This window comes from uncultured Cocleimonas sp., from assembly GCF_947495625.1.
GTDB lineage: Bacteria > Pseudomonadota > Gammaproteobacteria > Thiotrichales > Thiotrichaceae > Cocleimonas.
Genome location: NZ_CANLZW010000021.1, coordinates 75,174 through 85,118, shown reverse-complemented (window position 1 = coordinate 85,118; position 9,945 = coordinate 75,174). Strand labels below are relative to the sequence as shown.

Here is a 9,945-nt window from a genome sequence, read left to right as displayed (position 1 = left end):
GCAGAGTTACTATAAGTTGCTTCATCGGAAAAACTACTCGCTCGCGCTCGCATTTTTCCGCTGAGCAAGGCGTTATACGAAGGATGAATAATGAATCCAGAACAAATGATAGGAAAAAATCTTGAAGATGTTTTAAGTGGCTTGGAGTGTTCTGCCATACAAGATATCAACAAAGAATATGAAGGAGAAGAACCGTCTTACTATGTGAGCGCCTTAGACTCAACATGGGAAATATTACTGGGTGAGAATAATCGTATAGAAACTATTTTTCTTTATATTAATAATGGCTACCCAGGTTTTCTAGGTATCACAAGTAACTTAAAACGTGAAAACATACTTGATATGTTCGGTGACCCAATGTTCCAAAAAGATGAAAGCACTCACGCTCTATTAGGTAAATACGGTGCTATGGAGAAATATGAAAGAGACAATTACTATATTCATATTGAGCACGAACTAGATAATGGTGGTGTTAAAAAAGTGACAGTTATGGTTAAAGATCCAAGCGTATAACAAGTTGCTTCATCGGAAAAACTACTCGCTCGCGCTCGCATTTTTCCGCTGAGCAAGGCGTTATGTGTCTGCGACGCTAAAACCATATTGGAACGTTTAAGTAGTTAATTTTAACACCCCCTACTTTTGGGCACTTTTTAAAATAAATATATGAGTTACGATCAATTTCTTTATAAATGCAATCCAGAAACACCGTCTATAAATGAATGGACTACTGACCTTTCATTGCCTATTGGCGATAAAGATGTAATTAAAGCTATGTTCGAAAACATATTAGGCAAGCTTAAATGGAATGAATCAGAAGATGGTAATTATTGGTCACAGGGTTGTTTTACAGACCACGGATTCGAAATAAGTGTCCAAAAAAGTAATAATATAATTTCATTACGAGGTTGCTCGCAATTACAAGCAATCGATATCGCAAAAAAACTAAAGTTGTCTGCTTATGACCCTCAAACTGGTGAACAGCTTGTACTTATTGAATGAGCAGTGACAACTTAACATAACAAGCCACTTAATTTGGAACGCCTAAGCAGGGTTTTTTATTGCCGTTTGCAGTTCTGGGTTATCCTAGCTTATGATGGCATGCAAATTAATTAATCGGCGTCCCATTAGTGGGGCGTTAGCTAGTCTGCGACGCAAAAGCATATATATACTGAATTAAAATAATAGTCTTAGGAACCTCATACATTAAATCAAAAAAATATGGAAATAGAATTACTTATAAAAAATCTAGAAAGCTCAAACCATACTGCCTTAGATGAAATTCTTGATAATAGAGATCAGCCAGCATTCGATAATAAATGGGTTTCTGCTTATGAATTACTTGGAGAAGATGAAGCCTTAGAAAAAGAAGAAAACATATTTAAAAAACTATCCGTAGCATCTAATAATCATGAAATTTGTTCTTACATCATTGATGACTTTAGGCTTATTCAAACAGCTGGGAATAAATTGGACACCCATAATTTAATCGGCCTTTTCAAACCACTAATCGCTAGCTTTTAGCAAAGCTTCGCTAAACAGTCATAATCAAAACATGACTATTGCTCGCTCCCAACAAATTGATCTTTCTATTACCCCTTATTATCACTGCGTTAACCGTTGTGTGAGGCGGGCATTCCTTTGTGGTGAAGATTCTTTAACGGGAAACAGCTATGAACATAGACGTGAGTGGATAGCGAATAAAATCAAATCTCTTACGAAAGTTTTTGCTATTGATGTGGCGGCTTATGCGGTGATGAGTAACCATTATCATGTTGTATTACAGGTAGATCAGAAAGGTGCTGAAGCATGGAATTCACTTGAGGTGATTGAACGCTGGGGTGAGTTATTTTCTTACCCTGTGATGATTTCGCGCTTTTTAAAAGGTGAATGCACGACCTCAGCCGAGCTGAAAGTGGTGGATGAAATCATCGAAACATGGCGAATTCGATTACACGACATTAGTTGGTTTATGCGCCTTTTGAATGAGTATATTGCACGAGAATCTAACAAGGAAGATAACGTAACAGGACGATTCTGGGAGGGTCGTTTTAAAAGTCAGGCTTTACTTGATGAACAAGCGCTTATTACGTGTATGGCCTATGTCGACTTGAATCCAATTAGGGCTGATATGGCTAATACACCGGAGAATTCTGACTTCACATCTATACAAGAGCGGATTCATCAGGCTATGAATAAAACAACAGCTTCTCTGCTGCCTTTTCACGATGAAAAAGATATAAATTCTAAAAACAAAGAAAAAGCAATTCCGTTTGAATTGAACGAATATTTGGCATTGGTAGATTGGTCTGGGCGAGCAATTCTTGAAAACAAGCGGGGCTTTATACCCCACAATACTCCTCCTATTCTATTCAGGTTAGGTATTGAGGAGAAAGATTGGATCAATCATATTCATTATTTTGAAAAACAATTTCCTACCGTTGCTGGCAACATAGATAAACTCAAAAAACTAGCCGAACAATCATCACGGCACTGGATTAAGGGTATGGGTAAAGCGTTTAAACCACTCCCCTCTTAGTTTTAAATCAAACCAGTAATACAAAGCTCTTCTAAGAAATTAGAGACGTTACGATGCGCCTCACTATAAGAAATCTAGCTTATTAACCGTATTCTTAAGTCACCCCCCTACTTATGACTCGTTTTACTCGCCCTTCGGTCAGCTAAAGCTGTTGTCTCCGCTGCGCTTCGCTGGCACTTTTTCAATTGATGTTGAAGATCACAGTTTTTATTTGATCTGCTTGTTAAAATTATGGGTGTCCTATTTATTGTGTTTTCCTATTTATTGTGATTTATTTTGTGACAAAAATCATGGGCTCACATTATTGTCTTAGGCCGAAATATGATCAATATATTTATATCAGCAGTTACGGTCTAAACTTTACAAAAAACGTATATTCACCCCGTGCTTTCCAGTCTCCACCAGGAAGCCCGATATTCTTGGTCACCATCTCGAACAGATAAGCAAATATGCGGTAGCCATTTCTTGCCGAGCTCGCAGGGTCCCAGGCAAAATCGGCGACAATCACATAACGCCCCCGAAAATGGGGATGATCCGGTTTATTGAAGTAGGTCAGGCGTCTTTTGTTGCTACCATCAGCATTCATCACCCAATAATCCGTTCCTACCTGATAATAATCATAGGTGTTGCCATTGCCGACTGATGACATCCAGACGATGTATTTTCCGTCCGGCGACAAATGTGCGTGTTCGTTATAACCCTTATTCGTCAGACGCACCAGTTTGCGTGTCTTAAGATGGATCTTGTAAATATCAGTGCCGGTATTCACGGGTTGATTAAGCTTCATATTACTACTGAAGAAAAGCCATTCGCCGTCATGGCTGAAACCATGGTTCTCAAAAATCACTTCATCTCCGGGCTGGTATTGTTTGACATTCTTTAAACCGTTGGGAGTAAAGTCAGCTACTTTTAATACCCACGATCCAGCACCTTTGCCTGGATGTTTAAAATCTAAACCTCTATACAACTCGGACCAGCTGAGTTTTTTGCCATCTCTGGAAAATTGCGGATGCAGAACTCCATGATGCTTGCTGTTAGGGACTACCCACAAAGGTTTTGCCCGGTTTGTATGTAAATCATAAATCCAGATATCATTGAAAACACCCGCGCCGGGATTTGTCACAATGGGTATTACGAAACCATGCTCCTGTTTTTCCGCCTGGAATACAATATAGCGTCCACTCGGATGTACCGCAGGTTGACCATATTTACGTTTCTTGTTGGGTAAATCGGGGTGGTTACAAGTTAGGCATTTCTCGGTTTTAAAATCACGTGTCAGGTAAACATCATGACCACCATCCCATCCCTTACGATCAAATACAGCGAATGCTCCATTGGGCGCCCAGCCAACGCGACCGCCGCGTCCCTTAAAATCTGACACGGTCACGCTCATCTCTTTAGTGTACGCGATGTCCGCTACTATCAGCGACACTGCAATAAACAACAAACGAAACAGCTTATTCATGATTTAAATCTCCCTTGTTTGCCAGTTTTTGAGCCTGACGTAATATTGTCTTTTTCCTTATCAGATGAGTTTAATAAACGCTTTGCGATAAAATTACCAGCAACGCTGCGATGATGACAAACGCTGCAATTTTGACGTTTCTGTGATGCTTTTCCGCCTTATCAGAAATCACCGATTCATCGTGTTTTTTCAGCTCTTTTAATAAATGAAAATCGATATAGTGCAGATAGCGATTGTATGTTTCATCATGTTCAGCAATAAAGACTTTGGCTTTGTACCAGACAATGGCTGCAATGATTATTGCGATGATACTTAAAGCGATAATTGTTCCCATAATTAATCCCGCCCCACAATTCGTTTTGACTGTTGAAAATAACCAAAAACCAAAACTAATAAATCACTCCACCTGAATCGATTCCAGATAGCCTACCAGCGATAAAATTCGACCAAAAACCAGCGCCTGTGTATCCAGATCGGTTGGAGGGTAGGCAATAGCATCAGCGGCGTTATACTCCATCATGGTAAAGCGATGGCCCCAGATAGGCATCAGCGAATTACCGTGTGGTTTGATCATATCCCTGCCGTCGATAACCTTGTAAATGTGTTCTTCAGGAAATTTACCGCTAAATCTTTTCGTAATCGTCGTCAGATCTGAAGGTTTGGTGGTGAGCACACTCGCAACCGGGCCATTGCCTTTGGCGTCTCTACCGTGACAGGAAGCACAATTACTCAGGTATTCCATTTCACCCAGTTTAAGTTGCGTTTTTTTATCCAGCGCATTAACGTTGCTAGTGCTCAATATAATGCTCAATACAGTGACCAAACCCATCATTACTGCGGCATTCAAAGTGATTTTAGGTAATTTGACCGATTGCATGTTTTCCTCCAGTGAGTAGTAAACCTGAATAGTCAATTACAACCTAACATAGTTACGAAATGTAGCTTGTGACATAAATCATGGGGGCTGTAGATTAGGTTTCGTAGCTAATTGCAAATAAATACCCACCACCCACCTTTTAACCATTTTTTGTAAAATATGCCTCGCAAAACATAAACGCGGTACACCTCATACGTAGGTCGGATTAAGGTAACGTCATCCGACTTCTTTTAATCTTAACGATGGTAATGTCGTATGGCGCTGCGCTTATACGACCTACATTAATTAGGTCACCCCCCTACTTTTAAGTGACTTTTCGTTTCGTAGTTTGAAATGACTAAAGGAACTTATGCTTTGCGAAATGATATTTATGCGGCTACGCCTTCCCTTTGGGTAAGCATTAAACAACAATGCTTTTGTCTCGATAAATCTCGGCTCGTTTTATTTTTTTAAAACGTAAATAGAATTTATGCAGAGCTGGTCATTATTTTAAGAACAATAATCAATTGCATATTGTAATAATTATGAATGTGCTAATTATTAAGAAAGACGTATCTTCAGTTAAGGGTTGTTCAGATAGTCTAAAAGTTAAATAATAAAACTAAGAAAATACAAATTTCAAAAGATACATATAAGCAAGGGAGAATTTTATGGCTGCAATACGTCTCGGGATGATAGCTGGTCGGTCAGTACTCGTTGTTGATGAGCATGCGATTGATATCGAAAACCGTTCTGGTGGTCAGTTTTCTGCCGACCCGATGAAGATTTACGAGCATTGGGACACATTTTCCGATTGGGCTGGTAAGCAAGTGCTTAATGGGGATGAGTCACCAGTCGTTGATACCGATTTGCAATGCCCTGTTCCACAACCAAGTGCAGTGTACGCAATTGGGCTGAACTATACGGATCACGCAGAGGAAGCTAAGTTAGATATACCGAAGCAACCCATGGTATTTACTAAATTTCCTAGCTGCATTGCCGGACCTACCGCTGATATTCCATTGACGTCCAATCGCGTTGACTGGGAAGCTGAGCTTGTCATCGTTATTAGTCGCGGTGGCAGAAACATAGACGAAAGTGATGCTCACAAATATATCGCCGGGTTTACCGCTGGGCAGGATATTTCTGATCGTAGACAGCAGTTTTCTGATCGCCCACCGCAATTCAGCCTGGGAAAGTCATCTAAAAACTACGGCCCAATTGGTCCTGTTGTGGTGACGGCAGATGCGTTTGATAACCCCGACGCCATTTCATTTAGCTGTGAGCTAGATGGCGAGCAAGTACAATCGGGTAATACTGCGCAACTGATCTTCTCTGTCTCGCAGATAGTTTCCTTTTTATCGAAGTGGACAGAACTAAACCCTGGTGATCTCATTTTTACCGGGACACCCGCTGGCGTTGGCTCTGTGCGTGATCCGCGACGTTATTTAACGGAAGGTGAAACCATTACTACGACTGTTCCTGGTATCGGGACTATGACGAACAAATGCGTTGCTCAGTGAGCAATCAGTTGGGTTCTTTTTTATCAATATTGTCACCCCCCTACTTTGAGGCACTTTTTCGAAACTGATCCCACATTGTATGTGACTGTAAATAATAGCTTGAAAAACAAAGTGTTACACGGCAGACACTAATTGTTACCCCTCCTGCTTTTAGAGAATAGGCATTCTTTATTTACTGATGTTTTTTCGTATGTAGTAACATCATATTACCCGTTTAACCCCTTACTATGGCTTACTTCCTCTTAAGAAAATGCAGAAGCATTTTTTAGCTTCGTGTATACAAACAATGTACACAAACAATGAAGCGATAAAAAAAACACAAACCAAAGAACTTGAGGAGATAATGATGGCTAAAGTATTGATGATTACCGGTGACTTTGTTGAAGATTACGAAAACATGGTTCCTTTTCAGGCGCTACAGGCGATGGGACATGAAGTTGATGCCGTTTGCCCTGATAAAAAAGCAGGCGACACTATTGCCACTGCAATTCATGATTTTGAAGGAGATCAAACCTACACTGAAAAACCAGGTCACAATTTTACTTTAAACGCTGATTTTGCTGCGATTGATGTGACGAGCTATGACGCTTTGTACATTCCTGGTGGCAGAGCACCTGAGTATTTAAGACTCAATCCTGAAGTGTTAAATCATATCAAACATTTCTTTGATACGAATAAACCCGTTGCGGCAATTTGTCATGGTGCACAATTGTTAACAGCTGCAGGTGTGCTAGAAAACCGCAAGTGTTCAGCATACCCTGCTTGTCAGCCAGAAGTAGAAAGTGCGGGTGGCGAATACATGAATATTGATATAGACGGTGCGGTTACTGATGGCAATTTGGTGACAAGCCCTGCCTGGCCTGCACACCCAGCCATGCTAAAACAATTTAATGCGCTATTATCATAGGTAGAAAAAAGAATAAGTTCGAGAAATCGAAAAAAACTACCTAGATTGAGGAGTGACCACTATGTGTCAATTATTCATTAATGCCGATAGTAATCTATGGGCGAGTCATACTAAATCGCTACGGATTGACGGCGTTGTAAGTTCCATCCGATTGGAAAACTTTTTTTGGCAAATTCTTGAAGAAATATCCTTTCGTGATGATATGACCTGTAATCAATTAATCACTAAATTATATTTAGAATCCTTAGATGCAGAACATGATATGGGTAACTTTACGTCATTTTTGCGTGTCTGTTGCTCACGCTATTTATCGATGATTGCTGATGGAGATATCCCCAGAGATACAACGACGTTGCAAGACGTTCGAGTCTCACATCATTGAACGGCAACTATTGACATGGTAATGAAGTCGTAATGGAATAGTAATGAAGTAATAATCATGAAATATACCTAACTTCAGAGAAGCATTAGCGTGTTGTTTATATTTATGCTGACCTCGCAAATAAAGCGCTACTCTATAAAAAGCATGTACGAGGAGGGGGTGACTTTTTAAAACACTCCCTCTGCCGGTCAGCTTTAAACACCAAAGCTGTTGTTTCGATGTGTTCGGCTGGCACTTTTTAATTCATCATCCGTTTTTACCCTCCTCCATTCAAACAAACCGAACACGTAAAAAATTAACGATTAAGGTTTTGATTATGCAAAAAAATGCTGGATTAGATGACGTAGTTGAGTATTTACAGCAGATAGGTGTTAGCCAATAGAATTTTTCAAGACGATTTATTCGCCCTAGCGGCGTAATAAATCGGCTTTTATGATATTTTGTGTACCAAGAATGAAAATCTCGCCTTAATGGCAGATTAAACAGTAAAGTGAATTCGATAATGAAACTCTGGTATACCTATTTTCTTAAAATACTTCCAGCTAGCGCGCTTGTGTTAATTAGTCCGTTAGCATTAGCTGCTTCAGCTGCATCAGAAAAAATATCATGGCTAACCTATATGTATATTGGGATAGCTATCTCTCTAGTAGTAGCGACGATTTTAAGCATGCGCAATAAAAATGCAGAAGGCTGGCCGGTAAAATTGTTATTTGGTGGCGTATATTTTTGGGCGGTTGCTTTTATTCAGCTAATGATTTTCGCCGCAATTACTCATTTTAATAAGTAAGTAGGTGTGCCAATATCGCCTTATCCATCTAAAGATACGTTACATCTCTACGATTTTGAGCGTTTAGCCCCCCCCCTACTTATAGCCCCTTTTTACATTCAAGAAATCAGGTAGATTAATTATCGTGTTATAAGTAAGGTACTTAAGAGAGGGAATCTAATGGCCGTTTACTACATTTACACTAATCAGGGGCTGGTTGTCGATCTACGTCAACATCAGCTTGACGTGGTCTACTATTTGATACAACCCAGTTAAGCACATAAACTTAACTGAGGTAAATATTATGACAAAACGAAAAAGTTATTCAAAAAAATTTAAACGAGATGCAGTCAGTCTTGTAGTAGATCAAGGTTACTCAAGAGCAGAGGCAACACTCAGCCTTGAAGTGGGTATCAATGCGCTTAGTCGCTGGGTGAAAGAATATGAAGCGAAGGATAAGCATGCTTTTGTTGGCAAAGGCAAACTGAGTCCAGAGCAAGCAGAGAACCGCAAACTCAAAGCCCGTATCAAACGTCTTGAAATGAAGAGGGATATCCTAAAAAAAGCGACGGTATTTTTTGCCAACAAAACGAAGTGAAATACGGTTTCATCACCCTGCATAAAAATACCTATCCAATCAGCCTGCAATGTCAGGTTTTGGGTGTCAGTCGTCAAGCGTATTACCATTACATCAAGGTAACCGCTAATAAGCAGAAGACGACAAAGCATCAAGAGATGCTCGAATGGATTAAAGAACTCGCCCTGAAAACGGACTTTACTTATGGTAGCCGTCGGATGACGCGGGCATTAAATACCCTGAGTTATGGTGTTAGTCGACACAAGGTCATCAAGTTGATGCGAGAAGCGGGGATCAGCGTTCGGCGAAAAAAGAAGTATAAGGTTACTACGGATAGTAAGCATCAAAACCCTGTGTTTCCTAATGTACTTCAGCGAGAATTTAGCGTATCAAAAATAGATCAGGCCTATGTCCCAGACATCACTTACATCCATACCCGCGAGGGCTGGTTATATCTGGCGGTGGTGATTGATCTGTGTTCGCGCAAAGTTATTGGCTGGAGTACTCATAAAAGAATGACATCTAATCTAGTCTGTGAGGCCCTAAAAATGGCACTGTGGAGACGGAGACCCGAGCCAGGTTTAATCCATCATTCGTATCGCGGCTCTCAATATGCCAGTAATGCTTTTAGGAAGTTATTAAAGGATAACAAAATCATAGGGAGCATGAGCCGCAAAGGTAACTGTTGGGATAATGCGGTTGCTGAAAGCTTCTTTGGAAGCTTGAAACAGGAACGAGTTCAATGGTATGACTACCGAACTCGGTAGAAGCAAGACAGGATATAGTACAGTACATTTCTATGTTTTATAACAGCTACCGCTTACATTCAACATTGGACTATCTCTGTCCTAATGAGTATGAGAAGCAACTGAATGTGGCTTAACTGGGTTGTATTAAATACCTTGACCACCTCACTTTTTCATAGTGTGCTTT

General features: G+C 40.2%; 11 protein-coding genes and 1 pseudogene. 9 read left to right on the top strand and 3 right to left on the bottom strand.

Features of this window, described 5'->3' with window-relative positions; translation table 11 throughout:
• Positions 1-90 precede the first annotated feature (90 nt).
• The 4 genes from Q1A31_RS12845 to Q1A31_RS12830 all read left to right on the top strand — a co-directional run bounded on the left by Q1A31_RS12845 (position 91) and on the right by Q1A31_RS12830 (position 2,536).
• Positions 91-513: a hypothetical protein gene (locus Q1A31_RS12845; protein WP_299877162.1), complete on the top strand. Its 423-nt coding sequence runs from the start codon at positions 91-93 to the stop codon at positions 511-513.
• 150 nt (positions 514-663) lie between these two features.
• Positions 664-999: a hypothetical protein gene (locus Q1A31_RS12840; protein ID WP_299877159.1), complete on the top strand. Its 336-nt coding sequence runs from the start codon at positions 664-666 to the stop codon at positions 997-999.
• A 219-nt stretch (positions 1,000-1,218) separates the two neighbouring features.
• The gene (locus tag Q1A31_RS12835; protein ID WP_299877156.1) at positions 1,219-1,521 is read left to right on the top strand and encodes a hypothetical protein; all 303 of its coding nucleotides are present in this window, start codon (positions 1,219-1,221) and stop codon (positions 1,519-1,521) included.
• Positions 1,522-1,552: 31 nt separating this feature from the next.
• Positions 1,553-2,536 (top strand): transposase, encoded by a 984-nt coding sequence (locus Q1A31_RS12830; protein ID WP_299877153.1) that lies wholly within the window; start codon positions 1,553-1,555, stop codon positions 2,534-2,536.
• A gap of 346 nt (positions 2,537-2,882) precedes the next feature.
• Here the strand turns inward: Q1A31_RS12830 and Q1A31_RS12825 are convergent, their stop codons facing one another.
• The 3 genes from Q1A31_RS12825 to Q1A31_RS12815 form a co-directional block, all read right to left on the bottom strand.
• Positions 2,883-4,001: a hypothetical protein gene (locus Q1A31_RS12825; RefSeq protein ID WP_299877150.1), complete on the bottom strand. Its 1,119-nt coding sequence runs from the start codon at positions 3,999-4,001 to the stop codon at positions 2,883-2,885.
• Between the two features lie 70 nt (positions 4,002-4,071).
• A complete protein-coding gene (locus Q1A31_RS12820) occupies positions 4,072-4,335 on the bottom strand; it encodes a hypothetical protein (protein WP_299877147.1) in 264 nt (87 codons plus the stop codon).
• Between the two features lie 63 nt (positions 4,336-4,398).
• The gene (locus Q1A31_RS12815) at positions 4,399-4,878 is read right to left on the bottom strand and encodes a cytochrome c (RefSeq protein WP_299877144.1); all 480 of its coding nucleotides are present in this window, start codon (positions 4,876-4,878) and stop codon (positions 4,399-4,401) included.
• A 650-nt stretch (positions 4,879-5,528) separates the two neighbouring features.
• Here Q1A31_RS12815 and Q1A31_RS12810 point away from each other — a divergent pair.
• The 5 genes and pseudogenes from Q1A31_RS12810 to Q1A31_RS12790 all read left to right on the top strand — a co-directional run bounded on the left by Q1A31_RS12810 (position 5,529) and on the right by Q1A31_RS12790 (position 9,895).
• Positions 5,529-6,380 carry a fumarylacetoacetate hydrolase family protein gene (locus Q1A31_RS12810; protein WP_299877141.1) on the top strand — a complete coding sequence of 284 codons (852 nt, stop codon included), beginning with the start codon at positions 5,529-5,531 and terminating at the stop codon, positions 6,378-6,380.
• A gap of 286 nt (positions 6,381-6,666) precedes the next feature.
• The gene (locus Q1A31_RS12805; protein WP_299877137.1) at positions 6,667-7,287 is read left to right on the top strand and encodes a DJ-1/PfpI family protein; all 621 of its coding nucleotides are present in this window, start codon (positions 6,667-6,669) and stop codon (positions 7,285-7,287) included.
• A 61-nt stretch (positions 7,288-7,348) separates the two neighbouring features.
• Positions 7,349-7,669: a ribbon-helix-helix domain-containing protein gene (locus tag Q1A31_RS12800; protein WP_131906548.1), complete on the top strand. Its 321-nt coding sequence runs from the start codon at positions 7,349-7,351 to the stop codon at positions 7,667-7,669.
• Positions 7,670-8,171: 502 nt separating this feature from the next.
• Complete coding sequence (locus tag Q1A31_RS12795; RefSeq protein WP_299877129.1) at positions 8,172-8,456, top strand: hypothetical protein; 285 nt, start codon at positions 8,172-8,174, stop codon at positions 8,454-8,456.
• Between the two features lie 283 nt (positions 8,457-8,739).
• Positions 8,740-9,895 (top strand): annotated as a pseudogene (locus Q1A31_RS12790) (IS3 family transposase).
• The last annotated feature ends 50 nt before the right edge of the window (positions 9,896-9,945 follow it).

What these genes read in the sequence shown, in the direction of transcription:
- Q1A31_RS12830 (WP_299877153.1), top strand. Translation starts at nt 1,553, where the DNA reads ATGACTATTGCTCGCTCCCAACAAATTGATCTTTCTATTACCCCTTAT.
- Q1A31_RS12835 (WP_299877156.1), top strand. Translation starts at nt 1,219, where the DNA reads ATGGAAATAGAATTACTTATAAAAAATCTAGAAAGCTCAAACCATACT.
- Q1A31_RS12800 (WP_131906548.1), top strand. Translation starts at nt 7,349, where the DNA reads ATGTGTCAATTATTCATTAATGCCGATAGTAATCTATGGGCGAGTCAT.
- Q1A31_RS12845 (WP_299877162.1), top strand. Translation starts at nt 91, where the DNA reads ATGAATCCAGAACAAATGATAGGAAAAAATCTTGAAGATGTTTTAAGT.
- Q1A31_RS12820 (WP_299877147.1), bottom strand. Translation starts at nt 4,335, where the DNA reads ATGGGAACAATTATCGCTTTAAGTATCATCGCAATAATCATTGCAGCC.
- Q1A31_RS12805 (WP_299877137.1), top strand. Translation starts at nt 6,667, where the DNA reads ATGTACACAAACAATGAAGCGATAAAAAAAACACAAACCAAAGAACTT.
- Q1A31_RS12840 (WP_299877159.1), top strand. Translation starts at nt 664, where the DNA reads ATGAGTTACGATCAATTTCTTTATAAATGCAATCCAGAAACACCGTCT.
- Q1A31_RS12795 (WP_299877129.1), top strand. Translation starts at nt 8,172, where the DNA reads ATGAAACTCTGGTATACCTATTTTCTTAAAATACTTCCAGCTAGCGCG.
- Q1A31_RS12815 (WP_299877144.1), bottom strand. Translation starts at nt 4,878, where the DNA reads ATGCAATCGGTCAAATTACCTAAAATCACTTTGAATGCCGCAGTAATG.
- Q1A31_RS12825 (WP_299877150.1), bottom strand. Translation starts at nt 4,001, where the DNA reads ATGAATAAGCTGTTTCGTTTGTTGTTTATTGCAGTGTCGCTGATAGTA.
- Q1A31_RS12810 (WP_299877141.1), top strand. Translation starts at nt 5,529, where the DNA reads ATGGCTGCAATACGTCTCGGGATGATAGCTGGTCGGTCAGTACTCGTT.